This is a genomic window from Roseibium aquae, from assembly GCF_008711285.1.
Lineage (GTDB): Bacteria > Pseudomonadota > Alphaproteobacteria > Rhizobiales > Stappiaceae > Roseibium > Roseibium aquae.
In genome coordinates this window covers 1-22,317 of sequence record NZ_VXDC01000010.1, presented here as the reverse complement: position 1 = coordinate 22,317, position 22,317 = coordinate 1, and the positions used below count along the sequence as shown (strand labels likewise).

24 protein-coding genes are annotated in these 22,317 nt (G+C 60.2%); 20 read left to right on the top strand and 4 right to left on the bottom strand.

What is annotated here, in order from left to right; translation table 11 throughout:
* Window positions 1–80: 80 nt before the first annotated feature.
* The 12 genes from ldtR (at window position 81) to F0184_RS15765 (ending at window position 12,282) form a co-directional block, all read left to right on the top strand.
* Entirely contained in the window at window positions 81–593 is a 513-nt protein-coding gene (gene ldtR / locus F0184_RS15820; RefSeq protein WP_150497181.1) for a transcriptional regulator LdtR, read from the top strand.
* A gap of 273 nt (window positions 594–866) precedes the next feature.
* Entirely contained in the window at window positions 867–2,171 is a 1,305-nt protein-coding gene (locus tag F0184_RS15815; protein ID WP_244299243.1) for a L,D-transpeptidase family protein, read from the top strand.
* A 115-nt stretch (window positions 2,172–2,286) separates the two neighbouring features.
* Complete coding sequence (locus F0184_RS15810) at window positions 2,287–2,535, top strand: DUF6898 family protein (protein WP_150497180.1); 249 nt, start codon at window positions 2,287–2,289, stop codon at window positions 2,533–2,535.
* Between the two features lie 241 nt (window positions 2,536–2,776).
* Window positions 2,777–4,084: a serine hydroxymethyltransferase gene (glyA, locus tag F0184_RS15805; protein ID WP_150497179.1), complete on the top strand. Its 1,308-nt coding sequence runs from the start codon at window positions 2,777–2,779 to the stop codon at window positions 4,082–4,084.
* A 35-nt stretch (window positions 4,085–4,119) separates the two neighbouring features.
* Window positions 4,120–4,596: a transcriptional regulator NrdR gene (gene nrdR / locus F0184_RS15800; RefSeq protein ID WP_150497178.1), complete on the top strand. Its 477-nt coding sequence runs from the start codon at window positions 4,120–4,122 to the stop codon at window positions 4,594–4,596.
* 40 nt (window positions 4,597–4,636) lie between these two features.
* Window positions 4,637–5,764 (top strand): bifunctional diaminohydroxyphosphoribosylaminopyrimidine deaminase/5-amino-6-(5-phosphoribosylamino)uracil reductase RibD, encoded by a 1,128-nt coding sequence (gene ribD / locus F0184_RS15795; RefSeq protein ID WP_150497177.1) that lies wholly within the window; start codon window positions 4,637–4,639, stop codon window positions 5,762–5,764.
* 1 nt (window position 5,765) lies between these two features.
* Window positions 5,766–6,392 (top strand): riboflavin synthase, encoded by a 627-nt coding sequence (locus F0184_RS15790; RefSeq protein WP_150497176.1) that lies wholly within the window; start codon window positions 5,766–5,768, stop codon window positions 6,390–6,392.
* A gap of 168 nt (window positions 6,393–6,560) precedes the next feature.
* Entirely contained in the window at window positions 6,561–7,010 is a 450-nt protein-coding gene (ribH, locus tag F0184_RS15785; RefSeq protein WP_150497175.1) for a 6,7-dimethyl-8-ribityllumazine synthase, read from the top strand.
* A gap of 6 nt (window positions 7,011–7,016) precedes the next feature.
* Window positions 7,017–7,538 carry a transcription antitermination factor NusB gene (gene nusB, locus F0184_RS15780; RefSeq protein WP_150497174.1) on the top strand — a complete coding sequence of 174 codons (522 nt, stop codon included), beginning with the start codon at window positions 7,017–7,019 and terminating at the stop codon, window positions 7,536–7,538.
* Window positions 7,539–7,542: 4 nt separating this feature from the next.
* A complete protein-coding gene (thiL, locus tag F0184_RS15775) occupies window positions 7,543–8,565 on the top strand; it encodes a thiamine-phosphate kinase (protein WP_244299241.1) in 1,023 nt (340 codons plus the stop codon).
* 140 nt (window positions 8,566–8,705) lie between these two features.
* Entirely contained in the window at window positions 8,706–9,926 is a 1,221-nt protein-coding gene (locus F0184_RS15770; protein WP_150497172.1) for an MFS transporter, read from the top strand.
* 220 nt (window positions 9,927–10,146) lie between these two features.
* Window positions 10,147–12,282, top strand: coding sequence for a sodium-translocating pyrophosphatase (locus F0184_RS15765; RefSeq protein ID WP_150497171.1), 2,136 nt, complete (start codon window positions 10,147–10,149; stop codon window positions 12,280–12,282).
* Window positions 12,283–12,372: 90 nt separating this feature from the next.
* Here F0184_RS15765 and F0184_RS15760 read toward each other — a convergent pair whose 3' ends face one another.
* Window positions 12,373–12,810 (bottom strand): outer membrane protein assembly factor BamE, encoded by a 438-nt coding sequence (locus F0184_RS15760; RefSeq protein ID WP_150497170.1) that lies wholly within the window; start codon window positions 12,808–12,810, stop codon window positions 12,373–12,375.
* A 115-nt stretch (window positions 12,811–12,925) separates the two neighbouring features.
* Here F0184_RS15760 and F0184_RS15755 point away from each other — a divergent pair, with 115 nt between their 5' ends.
* From F0184_RS15755 to F0184_RS15730, 6 genes are all read left to right on the top strand, one after another.
* Window positions 12,926–13,468: a ubiquinol-cytochrome C chaperone family protein gene (locus tag F0184_RS15755; protein WP_150497169.1), complete on the top strand. Its 543-nt coding sequence runs from the start codon at window positions 12,926–12,928 to the stop codon at window positions 13,466–13,468.
* A 16-nt stretch (window positions 13,469–13,484) separates the two neighbouring features.
* Window positions 13,485–14,069: a YceD family protein gene (locus F0184_RS15750; protein ID WP_150497168.1), complete on the top strand. Its 585-nt coding sequence runs from the start codon at window positions 13,485–13,487 to the stop codon at window positions 14,067–14,069.
* Between the two features lie 175 nt (window positions 14,070–14,244).
* Window positions 14,245–15,309 carry a phosphate acyltransferase PlsX gene (gene plsX / locus F0184_RS15745; protein ID WP_150497167.1) on the top strand — a complete coding sequence of 355 codons (1,065 nt, stop codon included), beginning with the start codon at window positions 14,245–14,247 and terminating at the stop codon, window positions 15,307–15,309.
* Window positions 15,306–16,283 (top strand): beta-ketoacyl-ACP synthase III, encoded by a 978-nt coding sequence (locus tag F0184_RS15740; RefSeq protein ID WP_150497166.1) that lies wholly within the window; start codon window positions 15,306–15,308, stop codon window positions 16,281–16,283. Before plsX ends, F0184_RS15740 begins: the two co-directional genes overlap by 4 nt.
* Window positions 16,284–16,427: 144 nt before the next feature.
* Window positions 16,428–16,742, top strand: a complete 315-nt coding sequence (locus F0184_RS15735; protein WP_150497165.1) for an integration host factor subunit alpha — start codon at window positions 16,428–16,430, stop codon at window positions 16,740–16,742.
* Window positions 16,743–16,768: 26 nt separating this feature from the next.
* Window positions 16,769–17,350 (top strand): MerR family transcriptional regulator, encoded by a 582-nt coding sequence (locus F0184_RS15730; protein WP_150497164.1) that lies wholly within the window; start codon window positions 16,769–16,771, stop codon window positions 17,348–17,350.
* 167 nt (window positions 17,351–17,517) lie between these two features.
* Here the strand turns inward: F0184_RS15730 and F0184_RS15725 are convergent, their stop codons facing one another.
* Window positions 17,518–18,750: a glycerophosphodiester phosphodiesterase family protein gene (locus F0184_RS15725; protein ID WP_244299240.1), complete on the bottom strand. Its 1,233-nt coding sequence runs from the start codon at window positions 18,748–18,750 to the stop codon at window positions 17,518–17,520.
* A gap of 68 nt (window positions 18,751–18,818) precedes the next feature.
* On the bottom strand, window positions 18,819–20,057 hold the full coding sequence (locus F0184_RS15720) for a cytochrome P450 (RefSeq protein WP_150497163.1): 1,239 nt from the start codon (window positions 20,055–20,057) through the stop codon (window positions 18,819–18,821).
* A 247-nt stretch (window positions 20,058–20,304) separates the two neighbouring features.
* Here F0184_RS15720 and F0184_RS15715 point away from each other — a divergent pair, with 247 nt between their 5' ends.
* Window positions 20,305–20,508 (top strand): hypothetical protein, encoded by a 204-nt coding sequence (locus tag F0184_RS15715; RefSeq protein ID WP_150497162.1) that lies wholly within the window; start codon window positions 20,305–20,307, stop codon window positions 20,506–20,508.
* Window positions 20,509–20,932: 424 nt separating this feature from the next.
* Window positions 20,933–21,310, top strand: a complete 378-nt coding sequence (locus F0184_RS15710; RefSeq protein WP_150497161.1) for a hypothetical protein — start codon at window positions 20,933–20,935, stop codon at window positions 21,308–21,310.
* Between the two features lie 407 nt (window positions 21,311–21,717).
* Here F0184_RS15710 and F0184_RS15705 read toward each other — a convergent pair whose 3' ends face one another.
* Window positions 21,718–22,029 (bottom strand): helix-turn-helix domain-containing protein, encoded by a 312-nt coding sequence (locus F0184_RS15705; protein WP_150497160.1) that lies wholly within the window; start codon window positions 22,027–22,029, stop codon window positions 21,718–21,720.
* Window positions 22,030–22,317: the final 288 nt, after the last annotated feature.

Genomic DNA, 22,317 nt, shown 5'->3' with positions numbered 1-22,317 from the left:
TTTTAGAAGCGCCTCTGTAATGTCGTGAGCAAGGTGGGAAAAATATCCACCTGCTTACAGGTAAACAGAGGCGCAAACACATGATCACCGCACCCAGGGCAGTTGACGCTGTGGTACAGGGCGAAGAGGAAGTGGAAATCAAGCCACTTTATCTTGAGGCTCTTACGCTTGTTGAGCGGCTTCACAGACGACTTCTTGACGTTATCAAAGATGAATTCGACCGTATGGGCCGATCCGACGTGAACAGCGTACAGGCTCTGCTGTTGTTCAATATCGGCGATGCCGAATTGACGGCGGGCGAGCTGCGTACGCGGGGCTATTACCTCGGGTCCAACGTGTCCTACAATCTGAAGAAGCTGGTCGAGACAGGCTACATCCATCACCAGCGTTCGCGGGTCGACCGCCGTTCCGTGCGGGTCAGCCTGACGGACAAAGGCAAGGACGTGGCGAAGATCATCAATGATCTTTACGAGCGGCACATTCTGTCGGTCGAACAGGTCGGCGAGATCGGTCCCGACGACTTCCAGCAGTTGAACAAATCACTGCGGCGGCTCGAGCGGTTCTGGACCGACCAGATCCTTTATCGTCTTTAGGGCGAAACATGATCCGGATGACTCGAAACGCCGTCCCTCTGGGCGGCGTTTCGCATTTGAGGATGGGTTTTCGCACCACAGCGTCCGCTGGGACATGTTCTGAACACAAATGATTGCTTTCGTGCGGGCTTGGCGACCGAATACACAATTTCTTGAAGTCGGCGGAACACCCGATCCGGCCGGAAATTGTTAACACTCCGGTCATATGGTTAAGTTCCGTGTACAGAGGTTGAACAGAAGCCTCTGGCGATGGAACGATGAATGGGGTTGAGCATGGGTGCAGCGCGTAACACGGCCCGGTATGGCGGTCTGAAATTGGCCTCGAGCGGCGTCGTGGCGTTGAGCATGATCGCGCTGATGTGGTCCGGGCAGCCTGTTGCCGCCCAGCAGTCGCCGTTGGAGGCCCTGCAGCAATACCAGCAGCGCGTCGAATGGGAGGATCGGTTCCAAAACACGATGGACTCGCTGCGCGCGATGGAATCGAGCGCGCCGACCCTGTCGCCGGAGACGGCGGACTACGTTGCGGCGGCCATCGACCGGTATTCCCGCATCGTCCAGATAGGCGGCTGGGGGCGAATTTCCGGCCAAGGGCGCCCGCTGCGGATCGGTGCCACGGATCCGCGTGTGGTTGAACTCCGGCAGCGGCTCATCGCCTCAGGCGATCTGGAACAGACCGCCGGGCTGTCCACGACCTTCGATTCCTATGTCGATGCCGGAGTGCGCCGCTTCCAGATGCGCCATGGTCTGATCCCCGATGGTGTGGTTGGTGAAAGCACGATCGTCGCGTTGAACGTTCCGGCGGATCTGCGCCTTCGCCAGCTTGAAACGAACCTGGTGCGTCTTCGTTCCATGTCCGGCTTCCTGGGGGACCGCTATGTGATGGTGAACATCCCGGCCGCGGAGATCGAGGCCGTCGAGAACGGTCATGTTCGGTCCCGTCACACGGCCGTGGTTGGCAAGATCGACCGGCAAACCCCCATTTTGAACAGCAAGATCTACGAGTTGAACTTTAATCCCTACTGGACCGTGCCGAGGTCGATCATCCGCAAGGATCTGATTCCGAAGATGAATCAGGACCCGCAATACCTCGAGAAGAACAAGATCCGGATCTTCGATTGGAGCGGCAACGAGCTGTCCTGGCAGCAGATCGACTGGAATACGGACGAGGCGACCCAATACAAGTTCCGTCAGGAACCGGGAGAAATCAATTCCCTCGGTACCGTGCGCATCAACTTCCACAACCAGCATCAGGTCTATCTGCACGACACGCCCTCGAAGACGCTGTTCGGGTCCGACTACCGGTTCCATTCCTCCGGTTGTGTCCGGGTGCAGAATGTGAGGGAATTGATCACCTGGTTGTTGCAGTCCACCACGCCGGGCTGGGACCGGGCGCAGGTCGACGCCGTGATCCGCAGCGGTGCGCGGGAAGATGTGCAACTGAAATCAAAAATTCCGCTGTACATGACCTACATCACCGCATGGGCCAATGCCGATGGCGTGATTCACTTCCGCGAAGACATCTATAACCGCGACGATCTTTACAGCGCGACGCCGATCGATACCCAAGCCAGACTTTAAGTCTCGCCTCCCAGGGTCGATATGTTTATGCACAGGCGGGGACAAGTTTTCCGCCTGTTTTCGTCTTATGATGATTGCGGCGCGAAGAACGTGCCGCTTCATTCAGGTCGCGACCATGAATCACAATACACCGAGCGCAAACGAGGTCTATTTCGAGTTTCGGCAAGTGGGACAACAGATCCGGGTGACGGCCATCGACGGCGGTTCCGGCATTGAGGTTGTGATCTTTGGGCCCCTCAACGTTCCGCAACATGATTTGAAAAACCTGGCCATGCGGAAACTTCTCCGGCGGCTGGAGCGCGAGGAGCCCGAACGGGGCGAGGAGTTCCGCAAGCGGGATGGGCGCGGCTTTGGGACCTACTAGCGCCGCGGCGCATCCCGGCAAAGCGCGTTTGCGCCCCGGCAGCCCTGTCTTTCGGCCGACGGACGAACTGTGTCGGCTTTGGCCCTTGTCGGTTTTGAGCCGGAGCTGCGTCGCTAAGGATCTTGGTTGCTTTCGGTCGGTGTGTTAGGTCAAGGCACATTATAGCCGAGCGCCGCTGTCCGGATCGTCAACGCGAACCCGGATGCCGCGCTGATCTCACACGCAGAACAAGGATGGCGCGATGTCTTTGACAGAACCGGCCGGTACCGAAACGGCGACTACCGATTTCTTCACCCGATCGCTCGCAGACAGCGACCCGGCTCTTTTCGATGCGATTCAGAAGGAATTGGGCCGTCAGCAGCACGAAATCGAGCTGATCGCCTCCGAAAACATCGTGTCCCGCGCCGTTCTTGAGGCGCAAGGGTCGGTCCTGACGAACAAGTATGCCGAAGGCTACTCGGGCAAGCGCTACTATGGTGGCTGTGAGTTCGTCGATATCGCCGAGGACTTGGCGATCGACCGGGCCAAGAAGCTGTTTGGCTGCGAATTCGCCAATGTACAGCCGAACTCCGGCAGCCAGGCCAACCAGGCGGTGTTCCTTGGACTGATCAAGCCGGGTGACACCATTCTGGGCATGAGCCTGGATGCGGGCGGGCACCTGACCCATGGCGCGAAGCCGAACCTGTCGGGAAAATGGTTCAACCCCATCCAGTATGGCCTCGATCTTGAAACCGGCCTGATCGACTATGACGCGCTTGCCGCGCTTGCACGTGAGCACAAGCCGCAGCTGATCATTGCGGGCGGCTCGGCCTATTCCCGCCAGATCGACTTTGCCAAATTCCGTGCGGTCGCCGACGAAGTCGGTGCCTATCTCATGGTGGACATGGCCCATTTTTCCGGACTTGTGGCGGCAGGCGAACACCCAAGCCCTTTCCCGCACGCGGACGTGGCCACAACGACAACCCACAAGACTTTGCGCGGTCCGCGCGGCGGGATGGTGCTGACCAACAACGAAGAGATCGCCAAGAAGATCAATTCGGCTGTGTTTCCGGGCCTGCAGGGTGGACCACTCATGCACGTCATCGCAGCCAAGGCGGTTGCCTTCGGCGAAGCGCTGACGCCGGACTTCAAGAGCTACATGAAAGGCGTGCGCGCCAACGCTCAGGTTCTCGCGGAGACCTTGAGATCGGGCGGCGTGGACATCGTGTCGGGGGGCACCGATACGCATTTGATGCTTGTTGACCTGCGTCCGAAGGACCTGACCGGCCGCGACGCGGAAAAGTCGCTCGGCCGGGCAGGCATCACCTGCAACAAGAACGGTGTTCCGAACGATCCGCAAAAACCTATGATCACCTCGGGCATCCGTCTCGGCACGCCGGCGGCCACCACGCGCGGCTTCGGTGTTGCCGAATTCCGCGAAGTCGGCCTGCTCATCACCGAAGTGCTGGACGGGTTGAAGTCCAATGGGGGGGGCGAGGGCAACGTTGCAGTTGAAGCCGCGGTAAAAGACAAGGTAGAAGCACTGACGGCGCGCTTCCCGATCTACTGATCCGGGCAGCGGGCGACGGTCAGGAGCTTCAAGACATGCGATGTCCCTATTGCGGCGGTGAGGAAACCCAGGTCAAGGATTCCCGCCCGAGCGAGGACAACACCACGATCCGCCGGCGCAGGATCTGCAACACCTGCGCCGGACGTTTCACCACATTCGAACGGGTCCAGCTGCGCGAACTGATGGTTCTCAAACGCAGCGGCCGCCGTGTTCCCTTCGATCGCGATAAACTGATGCGCTCGGTGTTGATCGCGGTCCGCAAGCGCCCGGTTGATCCCGAACGGATTGAGCGCATGGTGAGCGGCATCGTGCGGCAACTGGAAAGCTTCGGCGAGACCGACATCACGGCAGAGACAATCGGCAACCACGTCATGGAAGGGTTGAAGACCATCGATGATGTTGCATATGTGCGGTTTGCGTCTGTCTACAAGAACTTCCGGGAGGCAAAGGACTTCGAGGCTCTGCTCGACGAATTGAACGGGCCGGATGACCGGACCGCCGGGCAGATATAGATCACCCTATCCCGCCATTTTGCTCTGTGTGACCGCTTTCATGACATCCCTGCAAGATATCGACCTCCGGTTCATGGCGGCCGCTGAGCGGCTTGCGCGCCGTGGGCTCGGCCGGGTATGGCCCAACCCGCCAGTCGCGGCGTTGATCGTGCGCCAGGATGCAGACGGCGCACCCCTGCTGGTTGGCCGGGGCTTGACCGCGCGCCCCGGCGGCCCGCATGCGGAAGTCAATGCGCTCGCGGCGGCGGGCGAGCGGGCGCAAGGCGCGACCTGCTATGTGACACTGGAGCCCTGTTCCCATTACGGGCGGACGCCGCCATGCTCCGGCGCGTTGATCGAGGCCGGTGTGGGCCGGGTCGTTGTCAGCATGCTGGATCCCAACCCGCGTGTGGCCGGACGCGGCGTCCGTCTGCTGCGCGAGGCGGGGATCGAAGTGGTGGTTGGCGTGAACGAAGCGGCCTGTCAGCAGCTTTACAAGGGTTTTTCGCTCCGGATCACACGCAATCGCCCGCTGGTGTTTTTGAAGGTGGCCATGTCGCGCGACGGTTTTATCGGCCGCGAGGGCGAGGGGCAGATCGCCATTTCCGGTCCGCTCGCCATGCGCCACGTCCATGGATACCGCGCTGCATATGACGCGATCCTCGTTGGAATTGGGACGGCTGTCGCCGACGACCCGCAGCTCACCTGCCGCTTGCCGGGGCTATACGAACGCTCGCCTGTGCGGGTCGTCATCGATACGCGGGCCCGGCTTCCCTTGACCTCGAAACTCGTTCGCACGGCGGCGGATGTCCCGGTCTGGGTCATTTGTGGCCATGATGCCGATCCGGGCAATGTCGAACAACTGGCGAAGGCCGGGATCCGGATCATCCGCGTGCCGGCGCCCGACGGCCGGATCGAGCCTGGTGTGGCGATCACCGCTCTGGCGGCCCGAGGCATCACCAGCGTGATGGTGGAAGGCGGGGCACGGCTGGCCGACGCCTTTCTGCGAAGCGGCCTCGTGGACGATTTTTGCATTGTTACCGGCGCGGTCGAGGTCGGCGCTGGCGGCATTCCAGCCTTCCTGAACGGCAATCTTGATACGGTGCTCGCAGATCCTAGGTTCCAGCGAGTTGCCGCCGGCCATATCGGGCCGGACCGCTTCATTCATCTCAAACGAAACGGAGCCTGACATGTTCACGGGCATTGTCACCGATCTTGGCGAGATCTTGTACGTCGAAAGCATTCCGGCGGGAATCCGGACCCGGATCAGGACGATCTATGACCCGGACACAATCGATATAGGCGCTTCGATTGCCTGTGGCGGGCCGTGCCACACCGTAACGGCCAAGGGACACACCGGCGCGTTTGGCTGGTTTGAGGTGGAATCGGCTGCGGAAACATTGGCGCTCACCACCGCCAAAGACTGGAAGCCCGGCATGAAGCTCAATCTGGAACGGTCGCTGACCATGGGCGCGGAACTTGGCGGCCACCTGGTTCTCGGGCATGTTGACGGTCTGGCCGTGATCACAAAGCGGGAAGACCACCCGGGATCGGTGTACTTTCAGTTCCAGGCGCCAGCGGACCTCGCCCGTTTCATCGCCAAGAAGGGCTCGGTCGCGCTGGATGGCACGTCGCTCACCGTCAATGAGGCCGAGGGAGATCTGTTCTCCGTGTTTCTCATCCCGCATACCCTCGGTGTCACGACATGGTCCGATCGCCAGGTGGGGGATCCTGTCAACCTTGAAGTTGACATGATGGCCCGCTACGCGGCCCGACTGGCGGAGTTCTCTGGCCCGGCCTCGGCCGGAGGGCACTGAAGCGGGTGTGACGAACCGCCCAAGGCCGGCCCGGGCGGTTTGGTTTCGTCCTTTTTACCAGAAACACATGTCGTTGGCCGACCGCCCGTGCGAAGATGCTGCAGAGGGTGGACAAACGGCGTCAGGCATGGTTCCTGTCGCGACCTCGAAAAGGAATAGATGGACGCCATGAGCACCGCACCCAGACTGTTGATCATTGAAGCCCGGTTCTATGAAGACCTCGCCGATGCCTTGGCCGAGGGCGCTGTCCAGGCGATCGAGGCGGCTGGCGGTCAGTACGAACGCGTTGCCGTTCCAGGCGTTCTTGAGATCCCGGCCGCGCTCTCCATGGCCTTGACGGCAATGGATGATGGCGGCGCGATGTATGACGGCTTCGTCCTGCTTGGATGTGTGATCCGGGGTGAGACAACCCACTACGATATCGTCGCCAATGAATCGAACCGGGCGATCATGGATCTGATCATCGATGCGGATCTGGCCGTCGGCAACGGCATTTTGACCGTGGAAAACGACGCCCAAGCGTGGGCCCGGGCGAAGGTCGACGAAAAGAACAAGGGTGGTGCTGCAGCTGAAGCCGCGCTCGCCATGATCCGCCTCCGAGACCGATTTGGAGTTTGAAGAACAATGACCGGAAAGGTCGAGCATATAGAGGCTGACGGAAAACCCGTCCGCCAAGCCAACAAGCGGGGCGTCGCGCGGCTTGCCGCCGTGCAGGCCCTTTATCAAATGGACATTGGCGAGGCACCCTTGTCCAGCGTCATCAGCGAATTCACAGCCTTCCGTCTTGGCAAGGAAATCGATGGTGCTCAGTACCGTGAGGCGGACGAGCAGTGGTTCAAGTCGATCCTTCAGGGGGTTTTCGAAGACCAGAAGCTGATCGATCCGTTCATTCACAAGGCGCTTGTCCAAGACTGGCCCCTGAAGCGGATCGACAGTCTGCTGCGCGCCATCCTGCGCTCCGGCGCTTATGAATTGCTTCGCCGCAAGGATGTGCCGGCCAAGGTGATCATTTCCGAGTATATCGACGTCGCCAAGGCTTTTTTCCAGGACGATGAGCCCGGATTGGTGAACGGTGTTCTGGACCGGCTCGCGCATGACCTTCGCGACCCGGAATTCGATCAGAAAACCGCAAGCGACGAGGATTGACCCCGTGTCCGAGGACCCCGCACGGGACGGGAATGGCGGCCGGCCGGGCGAATTCGATCTTATCAAGACCTACTTCGCACCGCTGGCGGGCGACCCGGGCAGTTTGGGACTCACCGACGATGCCGCCGTGCTGACCCCTGTGCCCGGCAGCGATCTCGTTTTGACCAAGGATGTCCTGGCTGCGGACCGGCATTTCTTCGCGGACGATCCTCCGGAAGCCATTGCGGCCAAGGCGTTGCGGGTCAACCTGTCCGATCTTGCGGCCAAGGGGGCCAGCCCGCGGGGATACCTTCTCGGTCTTGCCCTTCCGCAGGACTGGACAGAGGACTGGCTGGTGCGCTTCACGCGCGGTCTCGCGGCGGATCAGGCTGCCTATGACATCACGCTTCTGGGTGGCGACACTATCTGTTCCGGCGATGGGTTGCAGATTTCGATCACCGCGATTGGTGAAGTGCCCAATGGCAAAGCTGTCCGCAGAAGCGGTGCAAAACCTGGGGATATCCTGTTTATAACAGGCACGGTCGGCGATGCGGCTGCCGGTCTTAAAGTCCTGCTGGATAAATCGTTTTCGGCAGAATCCGGGCTGTCGCTACACGATGAGCGGCATGTTATCGACAGGTACTTGCTACCACGCCCGCGCATGGCGCTGACGGGCGCCTTGCGCGCCCGCGCCACCGCTGCCCTCGATGTGTCGGACGGACTGATCGCGGATGCCGGACATATGGCGGTCGCCTCTGGCGTCGACCTTGTCATCGATCTTGCCCGCGTTCCCGTTTCGCCCGCCCTTCGCCAGCTTCGCGCGAACAGCCCGAAGGCATTTGCGGCCTGCCTGAACGGTGGAGACGATTATGAGATCCTGTCGTTTGTGCCGGCAGATCAGGCCGACGGATTTGTTGCGGAAGCCGCACGGGCCGGCTGTCCGGTGACACCCATCGGACGGGCTGAACAGGGGAGTGGAGCCGTGCGCTTTGAGAACGCGGATGAATTGTCGGGCCATCTGCAGGGTCCCGGCTTCCGGCATTTCTGACACCTGGCTGTAGCCGGACACAGCCGAACAGACGGCAGATCGCGGGGCCGCGCTTGACCCGGCTCATACTAGCCTTGCCCGCAACCGTTGCGTGGACCAATCTGCGCCTGAAAAGAACCCGGACCACAGAGCCCAGAGCCATGACTGTTCGCACCGACACCGACTTCCCGCTCAACGACAGCCTGGCCAAACGCAACGCACTGTTGCTGGCATTTGCCCAGGCGATGGGCGGTGCGCTTGCGTCCATCGTGATCGCGACAGGGCCGCTTGTGGGTTACATGATGCTGTCACAGGACAAGAGCCTTGCCACCCTGCCGGTCTCCGCAATGGTTCTAGGGACTGCTTTTGGCACCCTGCCGGCCGGCATGATCATGCGCCGTTTCGGCCGGAGAGCAGGCTTCATGGGGGCTTCGCTGCTTTCGGCGGTCTCCGGTCTCGTCGCCTCCTTTGCTGTCTTCCAGGATTCCTTTGTGCTGTTCGTTCTGGCTTGCTGGGCAGGTGGTTTTGCCGGGGCCTTCGTCCAGCAGTACCGCTTCGCGGCGGCCGATACGGCCACCGATGCCTTCAAGCCCAAGGCGATCTCCTGGGTCCTGGCAGGTGGTGTGCTGGCTGGGGTCGTCGGTCCGCAAACCGTGATTTTCACGAAGGATCTGTTTGATCCAATCATGTTCGCCGGGACCTATCTTGCCCAAGCCGGTCTTTCACTGCTGGCCTTTTTCGTGGTGTCTTTTCTGCGAATCCCAAGACCGCCCAAACAAACGGCCAAGTCCGGCGGCCGGCCCATGGGCGAGATCATGAAGCAACCGCGCTTCCTCGTGGCCGTGGCATGCGGCATATGCTCTTACGCCTTGATGAGCCTGGTGATGACGGCCACGCCTTTGGCCATGATCGGTTGCGGGTTTAGTGAAAACCAGGCTGCGCTCGGCATCCAGTGGCACGTCATCGCCATGTTCGGTCCGAGCTTTTTCACCGGAAACCTGATTGCCCGGTTCGGAAAGGAAACGATTGTTTCGGTCGGCCTCCTGCTGCTGGCCGGGTGTTCGGCCGTCGCATTGATGGGGATCGAACTGGCGCATTTCTGGACGGCGCTTGTTCTGCTGGGGCTCGGCTGGAATTTCGGCTTTATCGGCGCAACCGCGATGTTGACGGATACCTACCGCCCGGAAGAGCGCAACATGGTGCAGGCCACCAACGATTTTCTGGTCTTCGGATTTGTCGCGGCCGCGTCCTTCTCCTCCGGCGCGCTGCTGAGCTTTTTCGGGTGGGAAACGATCAACATGCTGGTTTTCCCATTTGTTGTGTTGTGTTTCGCCCTTCTCGGCTGGCTCTGGATGATCGAGAGAAAGCCGGCCGTGGTCTGAGCCGGGAGCTTTGAACAAAGCGGTGGCATCGCCTTGCCGGGTCGTCCGGTCCGGTATTCCGTAACGGCAAGTTCCTGTCCATGTGTCAAGATCCCTTGACGCCTGTCTCACCTTTGCTGCTATCGTGCGATTTAGTGTCGCAGGCCTTCAGGGCCGGGCGGCGCAATCGGGGTGATCGAAAACATCATAAGACCGATCTCCCCGCTGTTTGGGAGGAAGCATGACCGAACTTGTGATCATCATCTGCGGGCTCTTGTCGATTGCCTACGGGGCCTGGGCCATCCAGAGCGTCATGGCGGCCGACGCTGGAAATGCCCGGATGCAGGAAATCGCCGGGGCGATCCAGGAAGGCGCCCGGGCCTATCTCAACCGTCAATACACCACAATCGCCGCCGTTGGGGCGGCGGTTTTCGTTCTGGCCTGGGTCTTGTTGTCTGGGCCGGCCGCTTTCGGGTTTCTCATCGGCGCCGTCTTGTCGGGAGCGGCCGGCTATATCGGCATGATGGTGTCGGTGAGAGCCAATGTACGCACCGCCCAAGCGGCCAGTCAGAGCCTTGCGGCGGGCCTCGAGATTGCTTTCCGCTCCGGGGCTGTCACCGGAATGCTTGTGGCGGGGTTGGCGCTTCTGGGCGTTGCGGTCTACTACACGATCCTGACCAGCGGACTGGGGCACGCGCCCAGCGATCGCGTGGTCATCGATTCGCTGGTGGCCCTCGGGTTCGGCGCTTCCCTGATCTCCATCTTCGCCCGTTTGGGTGGGGGCATTTTCACCAAGGGGGCCGATGTCGGCGGCGATCTGGTCGGCAAGGTCGAAGCAGGTATTCCCGAAGACGATCCCCGCAATCCGGCCACGATTGCCGACAATGTCGGCGACAATGTCGGCGACTGTGCGGGGATGGCGGCCGATTTGTTCGAGACCTACGCGGTCACGGTCGTGGCCACCATGGTCCTTGCCTCGATCTTTTTCACAGGCGAGGTAGCGATCGAACTCATGCTGCTGCCGATGGTGATCGGGGCGGCTTGTGTCGTCACCTCGATCATTGGAACCTTCTTCGTCAAGCTGGGAACGAACAATTCCATCATGGGTGCGCTTTATCGCGGGTTTGTCGCAACGGCGCTCCTTTCGGCCGTGGCGCTGTTTCTCATCGCGTTCTTCTGGCTGGGATTTGACAGCACGTACACCACAACCGATGGAACAACGTTTACCGCCCGCCATCTGTTCTATTGCGGCCTGGTTGGTCTCATCGTGACCGGGCTGATCATCTGGGTAACCGAATACTATACGGGAACCAGTTTCCGGCCGGTGCGTTCCATCGCACAGGCCTCGGTGACCGGTCACGGCACGAATGTGATCCAGGGTCTGGCCGTATCGCTGGAGGCAACCGCACTGCCCGCCTTGATCATCATCGCGGGCATCCTCGTGACACATGCCCTGGCTGGCCTGTTCGGCATCGCCATTGCGGTCACCACGATGCTGGCTTTGGCGGGCATGGTCGTCGCGCTGGACGCCTTTGGGCCGGTGACGGACAACGCGGGCGGAATTGCCGAAATGGCCAACCTGCCGGAGGAGGTCCGCTCGACAACCGATGCGCTGGATGCGGTCGGCAACACCACCAAAGCGGTGACAAAGGGCTATGCCATCGGCTCTGCAGGACTGGGCGCGCTGGTTCTGTTCGCCGCCTATATGGAGGACCTTCGCTACTTCAGTTTAAATGCGGCGGAGGGATCGATTTTCAAGGGCATCGATGTCGACACGCTCTTCACACTCTCCAATCCCTATGTGGTGTCGGGGCTGCTGTTCGGAGGGCTGTTGCCGTATCTGTTCGGCGGCATCTCGATGACCGCGGTCGGCCGTGCGGCCGGAGCCGTTGTCGAGGAGGTCCGACGTCAGTTCAAGGAGAAGCCTGGCATCATGGCGGGCACTGAACGGCCGGATTACGGCCGGGCCGTGGACATGCTGACCAAAGCGGCGATCCGGGAAATGATTGTGCCGTCCCTCTTGCCGGTGCTGTCGCCGATCGTGGTCTTTGGGGTGGTCTGGCTGGTGGCGACACCGTCCGATGCCTTCGCCGCGCTCGGGGCCATGCTGCTCGGTGTCATCGTCACGGGCCTGTTCGTCGCGATTTCCATGACGGCTGGCGGCGGGGCTTGGGACAACGCCAAGAAGTCCTTCGAGGACGGATTCATCGACAAGGACGGTGTGACCCATCACAAGGGGTCGGATGCCCACAAGGCTTCCGTCACCGGGGACACGGTTGGCGATCCCTACAAGGATACGGCGGGTCCCGCCGTCAATCCGATGATCAAGATCACCAACATCGTGGCCCTGTTGCTGCTCGCGGTGATGGCCCACTGACCGCTGGGGTCCTGAAAAACACAAAACCCGGAGCAGGTCTCCGGGTTTTGACTTTCAGACGCACTCTCTTTCAGATGCGCTCTACCGTCATCAAAGACCCAGGCTCGGGTTCTGAACGCCGCGCATGATCTGGGTCAAGAAGCCGTAGTCGCGCCCGCCGGTCCGGGTCTCGCGGTTCAGGAAGTCAACCACCTGACCGTCTTCAAGACCGTAATTCGCAAGGTCGCGCACATAGCCATCCTCGTCGAAGTAAACGGCGACGACGCGTTGATCGACCACATCCGGCTCGAAAAACGCGGTCGTGGATGTTTTTTGTGAGATATAATAATACGCCTCGCCATCCAGACTGGAGACGGTGGACGGCGACCCTAGAACAAGTTGCACCTGTTCCTTGCTGGAGCCAACCTGAACCTGAGACAGCATGCTCTCGGTGATCACATGGCCCCGGGTGTAGGTCGTGGTGAAACAGCCGCCCAGGGGCAGCGCGAGAACCAGTGGGAGGATGATGGCGTGGGCTTTGAATTTCATGCGTGTCTTCCTTGGTGCCGATGCCTGTCGCCGGTGGCAGTCGATTCATCCTGTCTTGGCAAAGTCCCTAGCGTGGGATAGGGGCCATGGCAACACAGTATTCAAGGAGACGAGGATGCTCTTCGGCTTGTTTAAACGCCCTCCCGGCAAGGCTGCGGTGAGCGCTTACAATGAAATCGTGGCTCAAGCGCGGCAACCGGCCTTTTATGCCGATCTCGGTGTCCCCGATACGATTGACGGACGTTTCGACATTCTCCTGATCCATTCGGTCCTATTTTTCCGTCGCTTGCGGGGGGAGGGCAAGGAGGTTGCCAAATTCTCCCAGGAGGTGTTCGACTATTTTGTCGCCGACATGGAGGGGTCTTTGCGGGAGATGGGCATCAGCGACACCCGGGTGCCGAAGAAGGTCCGTGCCATGGGAGAGGCGTTTTATGGTCGTGCGGAAGCCTACAGCACGGCATTGGACGACCAGGACCGCACGAGCTTGGCCGAGGCGATCGGGCGCAATGTCTTTCCCGAAACGCCGAACCCGGTGGCACAGGACCAGCTGGCTGATTATATGATTGAAGCAGGCCGGATGCTCTCGGAAGTGCCGGCCGGAGACCTGATGGCAGCCAAAATGACCTGGCCGGATGCCAAGGCCTTCGCAACCGGTTGAGAACGAAAGCGCCACGATGAGCGACAGCCTATTTCCCTATTCCTATTGCGTCGAAGCCGAGCGCGTTGCCAGCACGACCGGTCATGTGCGGGTTGAGCCTTCCGCTGAGGCGCGGACCTTGATCGCGCGCCGCTATGAACTGGAAGAACTCCCGGAAATCCATGCCGATCTCAAGCTCACCCCCTGGCGGAAAGCAGGCATCCGGGTCACGGGCACCTTGCATGCGCGTCTGATTCAAAAGTGCGGCGTCACTTTGGAAACCTTCGAGCAGAAGCTGGCCGACGGGATCGACCGCACGTTCGAACCTCTGCCCAAGCGCCCGCGAAAAGATGGCGACCTGAACGACGACGGGGAGATAGAGTTGCAACTGGACAGCATCGATCCTCCCGATGTCATCGAGAATGGCCGGATCGACCTGGGCGCCGTGTTGTGCGAGCAACTGGCCTTGAACATCGATCCTTTCCCGCGCAAGCCGGGCGTTGCCTTCGAAACCGCGCTCCCCGCCGATGAAACAGCCGATGAGACGGTAGACGGGAGAGGGGAGGGCCGACCGTCTCCCTTCGCTGTTCTCGCCAAGTTGAAGGATGGGCCTGCCCATTGAGGTCACCTCAGGCTGGAAAACATCCCGGTCATCTTTGGAAAACGGTTGTCTCAGCGTGCGAAAAGGGTATGTTCGCGCCGGTTCACAGCGCGTCGGTGCCGGTTGGCCTGAATGAAGTACGGGCGACTGAGCCGGTGTTACCTCTCCCGGCCGAGATTTCAAAAAGATCTGTTTGATGGCGAAAACCATACCAATATCCCTCGATGCTATGGGCGGGGACCACGGTGCGGAAGTGGTCATCCCCGGTGCGGAAATTGCCTTGGTGCGGCATCCCGACATCCGGTTTCAGATCTTTGGTAATGAAAAGGTTGTCCGGCCGATTCTGGATCGCTATCCAAGGTTGAAGGCAGCCTCCAGCCTGATCCACTGCGATGTCGCCATCGCGATGGACACCAAGCCCAGTCAGGCCCTGCGGCAGGGACGCTGGCGGTCCAGCATGTGGCGGTCGATCGAGGCGGTGAAGACCGGCGAGGCTTCTGTTGCCGTGTCGGCGGGCAACACCGGTGCCTTGATGGCCATGTCGAAATTCTGTTTGCGCACCATGGCCAATATCGAGCGGCCGGCGATCGCCGCGATCTGGCCGACCTCGCGGGGCGAATCCATCGTACTCGATGTCGGGGCGACCATCGGCGCGGACGCGCAGCAACTGATAGATTTCGCGATATTGGGCGGCGCAATGGCGCGGGCTCTGTTCGGAATCGAAAAACCCACCGTCGGCCTGCTCAACATCGGGGTGGAGGAGGTCAAGGGGCTGGAGGAAGTCCGCACCGCTGGCCGCCTTTTGCGTGAAACGCCGCTTCGCTCCTTGTCCTATTCCGGCTTCGTCGAAGGCGATGACCTCGGGAAAGGCACTGTGGATGTGGTCGTTACGGAAGGGTTTGCCGGAAATATCGCCCTGAAGACCGCCGAGGGGACCGCCAAGCAAATCGGTGGATACCTGCGCTCGGCGATGAGTCGAACCCTCATGTCGAGGATCGGTTATCTGTTCGCTAAGAGCGCCTTCGATCGTTTGCGCGAGAAAATGGATCCGCGAAAGGTCAATGGCGGTGTTTTTCTGGGGCTGAACGGCATTGTCATTAAAAGCCATGGCGGAACCGACGCGGAAGGCTTTGCAGCCGCCATCGATCTTGCCTATGACATGGTCCGAAACGAACTCACGCACAAGATCGCGCAGGATCTCGTGCATTATCATCGCGGGCGCTACGCCGCGGCCGCCCCAGTTCTAGAAGGTGATTTGTGACGGTAATCCGGTCGATCGTTCGCGGCTGCGGCAGTTATTTGCCGGGCAGGTGTCTGACCAACGAGGAGTTGTCGGCGATGGTCGATACCTCCGATGAATGGATCGTCCAGCGGACGGGCATCAAGCAGCGCCACATTGCGGCGGATGGGGAGGTGACCTCCGATCTCGCGGTGGAAGCGGCGAAAGCTGCACTTCTCAACGCGGGAATGGATGCGCAGGAAATCGACACGATCATCCTTGCCACCGCGACACCCGACAACACGTTTCCCGCGACCGCGGTCACCGTTCAGTCCAGGTTGGGCATCTATCACGGTGCGGCCTTCGACGTGCATGCCGTTTGTTCGGGCTTCGTTTATGCGATGGCCACGGCCGACGCCTATATAAGGTCCGGCTTGTCCAGGAAGTGTCTCGTCATCGGGGCCGAGACTTTTTCCCGAATCCTCGACTGGAATGACCGTACGACATGCGTTTTGTTCGGTGATGGTGCCGGCGCGCTGGTGCTGGAGGCCGGGGAAGGTGAAGGAACGGTTGCCGATACCGGCATATTGACGACGCATTTGCGGTCCGACGGGCGTCACAAGGACAAGCTTTTTGTGGATGGTGGCCCTTCGTCGACGCAAACGGTCGGCCATTTGCGGATGGAGGGGCGCGAAGTATTCAAACACGCGGTTGGCATGATCACCGATGTGATCGAAGACGCATTCACCGCGACCGGGACAACGGCCGAAGATCTCGATTGGTTCATCCCTCATCAGGCGAACAAGCGTATTATTGATGCAAGCGCCAAAAAGCTGTCGATAGATCCGGCGAAAGTGGTCACCACTGTTCAATGGCATGGAAATACATCGGCGGCCTCAATACCGCTTGCGGTGGATACTGCGGTGCGCGACGGACGGGTGAAGCCAGGTGATCTCGTCATGCTGGAGGCCATGGGGGGCGGATTTACCTGGGGATCGGTTCTGCTGCGCTGGTAGGCGGGCTTGCCGCAACTCAGCGCAATTTTCACGAATCGCTCAGATGGAGTTGACCGGTCCGCCGGGAGGCAATACCGTAAGGTCTCTCGAGGAGTTCTCTAGCAAAATCAGCCAGATCGAAGGCGTATTGGCCGAGGAGGGGATATGGGCGGCAGGACAATCACTCGCGCGGATTTGTGCGAGGCTGTATATCAAAAGGTCGGCCTTTCACGAACCGAGTCGTCCGAGTTAGTGGAGCGGGTTTTGTCGGAGATTTCAGACTGTCTGGTCACCGGTGAATCCGTGAAGCTGTCATCGTTCGGTTCCTTCGTCGTGCGCTCGAAAGGTGAGCGGATTGGCCGTAACCCCAAAACTGGAGAAGAGGTTCCCATCTCTCCGCGGCGTGTGATGGTATTCAAGCCAAGCAATGTCCTGAAACAGCGCATTAACGACGCGCTTGCGGGCACTCCTTCTTCCTGATTTTTTATTTATAACGGCCTTGGCCCATGACGACGACGGATAAAAGTCCGGACGCCTTTCGCACCATCAGTGAAGTTGCCGAAGACCTCGATCTTCCCCAACATGTCCTGCGTTTCTGGGAAACCCGCTTTTCCCAAATCAAGCCCCTCAAGCGCGGCGGTGGCCGCCGTTACTACCGCCCCGATGACGTCGAATTGCTGCGCGGTATTCGTCACTTGCTCTATGGCGAAGGTTACACGATCAAGGGTGCCCAGCGGATCCTGAAGGAGCAAGGCGTCCGGTTCGTCATGCAGGTCTGGAAGGAAGACGGGCTTCCGGTTCCGGTGATTGCGCGCGAGGCCGAACCGGTGTCCGACGCAGACCCAACTGCCGACGCGGAAAACGACATGGAACCGCTTCCGCGTGGCGTCCTGCCGGACCGGGAACCGGACAACGCCGCTCCGCAAAAATACAGCGGGTTCCGGTTCATCGACCGGCTCCGTGGTGAAAAGGAGCCCGAAGCCGATTTCAAGGGGCCCCAGAAGCTCAGCAAGGACGAGGTCCGCCGGCTTCAATCGACGCTGTTCGAACTTCTGGAGTGCAAACGCATTCTCGATCAGGTCCGTTGATCCGCAACGGTGCCGAGACAGATAGCTTGGCAATTCTCTAATAGACTGAAATCATTATGATGCCGGGTTGGGCCGGGCCCAGCCTTTGCCCGCTGACCGATAGCACTGCCAACCTGTAGGCTGGAGTGCGCCGGGCTTGTCAGCGACCGGCGCACGCCGCTCGCCAGTCAGTCCAGGCCCATGCAAGACGCATAGAAGCTCGTGGTGGCGGGCCAGTCCGAAAACAGTCCAGTGACGCCAACCTCGCGGGCGAGGACATCGACCACCTCAAACACTTTTCCGTCACTGTCGATCAAGTCGGCAACGCTCTGGAAGAACCAGCCACCCCCATTGTCCAGCGGGCCGGACCGTTCGAGCGTCCAAGTGATCAGCGTCAAGCCTGCGTCCCTTGCCGCCTTGGCATAGTTGGAAGGCGCGATCCGTCCGTCTTCATTCGTCAGGAGAACCCAGAGCGGGGGCGCCAGGTAATTGACGCCCATCGCCTTCAGTTCCTGCATGGTCGGGGACAGCGTGTCCGGGTTTTGCGGATCGAATCCGTCCCGCGAGAAGCGGCCGTCGAGGTAAACCGCCTGCTTGCCGAATTCGGGTTCGTTTTCGATCCAGTAGAGGACATCGTTCAAGTTGAACGATTGCGGAAAGACATCTTCCGGCGGGATGCCGGCGGCTTTGTATTCGTCGATCAGCTTTTGCGCGTAGTCTTGCTGTGAAAACCCATTGAAGGGCATCTCGACCACCGGGGATTTGAGTTCGGGCGTAAACTTCGTGCCAAGCGACTTGAACAGGGCGATCGATTCCGCATGGGTCATCAACGTTCCCGATCCGGCATAGAGATCGGTCCGCCATCCGGCCGTGCCGTCCATGTATTGGTCCACGGTTGAGGCACGCCGGTTCGCGGCATCCATTTTCCCGTCAAGCGTACGGAATTCGCTCAAGGTCAGATCGGTGGTCCTGCACTCCGCACTGGCATTGGTGTCCCCGATCGCCGGTGAGAATCCGCGCGTGCATTGGCTGGCAAGGCCGGTGGCCAGAATGTTGGTGGTGGTGTGGAGATCGTTCTGGGCGTGCCGGCAGACCAGTTCCTTGTCCTTTGTGAAGGTCACATCGCATTCAAGGATCCCAGCGCCCATCAAGGCTGCCGCGCGGTAGCTTTCCTCGGTGTGTTCTGGAAACTGCAATGGCGCGCCGCGATGCCCGATGGAAAAGCTGGTCCGCTTGACGTTCTGTCCCAGACACGCAGCCAGTTTTTCCTTCAACGGGCTATCGTCCATCTGGCTCACAAGCCATGCCGGGCGCGGACCCAATTCGAAGCTGTCCGCATGCCCGGCGTTTGCAAGGCCGATCAGCAGACCGGGAAGTGCCAGAACAGGAAGCACCATAACGGCTTTTGGGAAACGGGGCATGACATCTTGTCCTTCGGGGAGCTGCGATGCGTTCGGCATGCAGTTGCGGCAATTGCATATTTTGACAATTACGCAGGTTGCCAGTGGATCTTCAAGGCCTCAGGTCCGCGCACCGACAGTCCCCGCTTGTAGACGACCTCGGGTTCGGTGAGCTCGATTGTCTTGAAGCGTTTGAGAAGCGTCGAGAAGATGATGTCCATGTCGAGCCGGGCCAGATGATTGCCGAGGCAGAAATGGGCGCCGCGCCCGAACGCAATGTGCCAGTTCGGCGTACGTCCCGCATCGAACCGGTCCGCGTCGGGAAACTGCGCGGGGTCCCGGTTAGCCGAGCCGTAGAGCACGCCGAATTTCGTGCCGCGCGGGAAAACCTGGCCCGCGATGTCCACCTCTTCCGTGGCGTAGCGGTGAAAGAAGGGCAGCGGGGATTCGTAGCGGAACATCTCCTGGACCGCGGTTTTCATCAACCCGCCATCGGTTCTCAGCCGGCGCATTTCCTCCGGAAAGGTCAAAAGGGCGTGCAGGCCGCTGCCCAGCACATCGATGGTCGAGCCGTGACCCGCCATGAGGATGAGCATGGCCGTCGAGATGAACTCGTCGTCACTCATATGGCCGGCGCGCTGGGATGCGATCATCTGGGACAACAGGTCTTCCCTGGGGGCCCGCTCCCGTTCGCGTTTCAGCTCGTCCAGGTAGAGATAGAACTCGGTCGTGTTGCGCTCGGCCAGCGCCTTGCGCTCGTTGGACCGGTCGATGTCGAAATATTGGACGATGTTTTCCGACCAGACGCGCAAGCGCGGGCAATCCTCATCGGGCACACCCAGGATCCGTCCGATGATATGGCCGGGAACATGGGCCGCCAGATCTTCGACGAAGTCGATCTCGGTCCGGTCGCACAAAGCGCCAATCAGCCCGTCGACATAGGCCTGGATCTCGTCCCGTAACCGGCCGACCATGACCGGTGTGAACAGCTTGAAAACCTGTTTCCGCAACCGGTCGTGCACCTCGCCGTCGCTGTCGAGCAGGGAGAATTGTACGAAGCGCGCGTGATGGGGCATATCGTGCCAGTTGCCGGCCCGCTTCTGGGCCGCCACCTCCTCCGGAGCCGCGATATGCTCCATCGATCGCACCATGCGGTTGTCCGTGACGATCCGCGTTACATCGTCGAACCGGGCCGCGAGCCAGACATCGAAATCCTCGAAATAGGTCAGGCCCGGTGTGTCCCGAAGGGCCGCGTAAAACGGATAGGGGTTCTGGGCGAACGCCTCGGATAACGGGGCAAATGGGAGGTCGCGCTGGGCTTTGGGCATGACGCAGGTCCGTTGTTGCAATTGTCAGCGCTGTAGCGCAAACACCCGCCCGAGACCAGCCGTTCCGGCTTCGGGCTGCGGATGCAAGCGCGAAATCAGCTTTTGCAGGATTGGGATGAACTGCGGGGATAACGCGGAAATGTCAGAACTGACAGTCGGTCGAACCGCCGCGCCGGTCCAAGATCACGCCCTGGCAGCCGGTATCTTGTCGCCGCAGGAGTGTGATCACCGAGACCGGAGAACGGGCATGCACATCCCCCATGCATTGAGGCCTGAATACCGCGCGTTTCTGAACAGGACCGGGTTCGACAACGACAACCCGCAGGCGCTGTTGATGGAACTCGCCTCGATCAGCCTTGAGCTCTACATCCGTGAGGTCGCCTGGCTGTCCGATTTTCTCGGCCGGATCGAGGCGGTCGCGGATCGGCCGCGGACCGCCGCCCGCCGGTAAGGGATCCGGCAGCACCTTGGTGCTGGTCCGCGTGCAGACACCCTATCCATGCCCGAAAAGGCGCCGAAAAAAGACGCAGGCTCCCTTCGCCGGTCCATCCATCGCGAGCGGGGCAGGTGTCTTGCCGGACTTTGAGCGCTTTCTGTTGCCGGCCTCCCGGGCCGAAATTGTCCGGGTTGAAAACACCGGGGGGATATGCGCCGATGGGCCGGTGCCTGCGTTTGGATCGCTCAGATGACACGTGAACAAAATAGCCGGCCGGGGGAGCCGCCATCCGGTTTGGCCGGAAAGCGGCCGTCCCGTGGAGGTTCACCGGTCCGGCCGGCCTGGATCAGCAGGCTGCGAGTGCCGCCGGCTAGCCTTGTGTTGCGCGTCTATTGGGCTGGCATGTGTTTCTTCATCGCCATTCTGGTGGTCGGCTTCGGTGTCGACCATCCGCCTGAAGGACAACCGGCTCGCTTTCCTGCCAGCAGTGGACCAGACCGGGAGCCAGCATGCCCTGGGTCAGACCGCACGGATCTGGACGCTGTTCTTCAGCCTGGTGAAGGCGTTTGGCCTGAAGCCGGCCGGGACGCTGGTTTACCCCTGTTCGCGCCCGCTCCATGCGACCTTGCGGCCTGGGACGCGGTTCTCGCCCGGCGAATGGACCTTCAACCCGAACTTTTCGGACTGGATCATGGGGTGGCCGATCGGATGGAGCGATACACGGCAGCCGGTAACGGAGTGGTCCCTCTGGCGGCGGCGTATGCGTTCCGAACTCTCAAGGCTGCTTTTGAAGAATGAGGAGAGGATGGTTCTGTAACGCGCAGGAACGAGTGGCCTTAAGGGCTTAAGCGGGATTATCCGGGAATGGATGGTATTTGGCGGTTTTGTGCGGATTTGAGGGGTGTTTAACGCGCCGTTGAAATACTCCTGGCGCAGGTTCGGATGGCACGGCGTGCCTGATTGTCGCCTGGCCGGATGAAAAAGCGCTTTCAAGACAGCCCTTATGCGGCTTAAAGCCGGGAACAGGGCAGGGGAGTTGGTCCCCGGTTCCCTGGGCCGTGTTTCTTGCGGCTTTTCAATGTAGACCGAATGGAAGCTGGGGTTCCACCCGTTCCGTGGTGGGAACCGAGGGACCGTGTTCCATACCCCAATTTATACGAATCCGGGTACGGGTCTATCGGCGGCTTTCGGCCCGAGCCCAACATCCCAGGATGAGTGCTCTGCTTAGGTCTGATTGCCCGCCGCCATGGCTTCCATGATTGTCTTGATGGCCGTCCTCTGATCATCCGTAAGTTTTTCGAAACAGCGCGCAAATTCGAGCGCCTCTGGGTTCTCGGGCACGTCATCAATGACTGAAGAAACTGGAACGGCCAGAACCTTACAAAGCTTGGAGAGGGTATCTACACCCGGGTCATTTTCGCGAGCCAAAAGCACTTTTAAATAACCCTCACTTCGCCCCATGCGCAGGCTGACTTCACGCAAAGAAAACCCCTTCCGCTTGACAATGGCGCGTACTTTGCCCCGCCAATCGTTCATGATTGTGCCTGCTGATTAACCAAACTTAATCACCTTGCGCCTCTCATACTTCGATGATCCGTTCTTTCTTTGACCCGGCACACTCGACACTGTCCGCCCTCCAAAACATATCAGACGCTATAACAATCTGGAGGAGCTTGAGGGTCTCAGGTCAAGCAGGTTGTTGATTTTCACTGAGAACTGACCCGGTATTTCCACCGAGAATTGACCCGCCTTTTGTGTATGGAACGGCGGTTACGCCGTGGTCAAGATTTTGGCTTCCTCCCTTCGTTGTCGGCCTGATTTGCG